Here is a 777-nt window from a genome sequence, read left to right as displayed (position 1 = left end):
GCTGAATAATTCGGTTCCCTGTAATTTCTGAACTATGGCTACCGCTGTTTCCTTTTGAGCCTGTTCCAAATTCTCTTTTTGGAGCAATGCCCCTACGGAGCTTAGTTCGTCATAGGTAACCCCTTGGGCAAAACCGTTATCGCCACCGGATATTCCGTACCTGTTCCATTCTTCTTCCTCTTCTTCCAAATCAGGCATATTGCTGAAAACTTCGTCCAGTTCTTCCTGCGGAATTTGAATGCTGACGTTTTCGTTTTCGTCGTATTCGATGTCTAAATTATCAGGGTTTATCTCCGGTTCCGTTATTTGGCTGTCATTGGCAGTGTTTGGCACTGAAAGGCTTCTTACTGGCTTGGGTTGCCCCATAATATCGGGCAGGTTCGGGTTAACTTTTTCCTGTTTGGACTTTTGCTCCGACCTTTTATGAATTACAATCTTATCCTGCAAAAGCAGGACAATGACTATCAGCAGGCAAATCACAATTACTATTTCCATAATCAGATGCTTTAAAAAATGGGTTTAAACTTTTCGTTGAAATCATCGGTAATGGCTTTTTCAAACATTTCAAAATGATGTTCCAGTATGTTATCGAGATAGGCATACAGGGGTATAGCATCTTTACCGATTACCTGTACAATACGGGATAGCCGTTCGTGGTATTCCTGCCGGATATAGATACTTTTATCGCCCCGCTTTGTCATCGAATGGGTTTTCAAAAAGTGTTCGCCGTAGCTTCCGTCAAGGCTCTTCTTGGTACGGTTTCTTTCCCTTTGTACG

General features: G+C 42.6%; 2 protein-coding genes. Both read right to left on the bottom strand.

All coding sequences use genetic code 11. The features are described from left to right. The coding region (locus JHJ32_RS22635; protein WP_200123015.1) for a conjugal transfer protein TraD at positions 1-495 on the bottom strand (495 nt) is incomplete at its 3' end. An 11-nt stretch (positions 496-506) separates the two neighbouring features. Beyond that, positions 507-777: DUF3408 domain-containing protein (locus JHJ32_RS22630; RefSeq protein WP_200123013.1), on the bottom strand; the 271-nt coding region annotated here is incomplete at its 5' end.

The sequence above is a fragment of the Parapedobacter sp. ISTM3 genome (assembly GCF_016533505.1).
Lineage (GTDB): Bacteria > Bacteroidota > Bacteroidia > Sphingobacteriales > Sphingobacteriaceae > Parapedobacter > Parapedobacter luteus.
The sequence above is the reverse complement of the archived record's forward strand: the minus strand, read 5'-3'. Positions and strand labels throughout refer to the sequence as shown.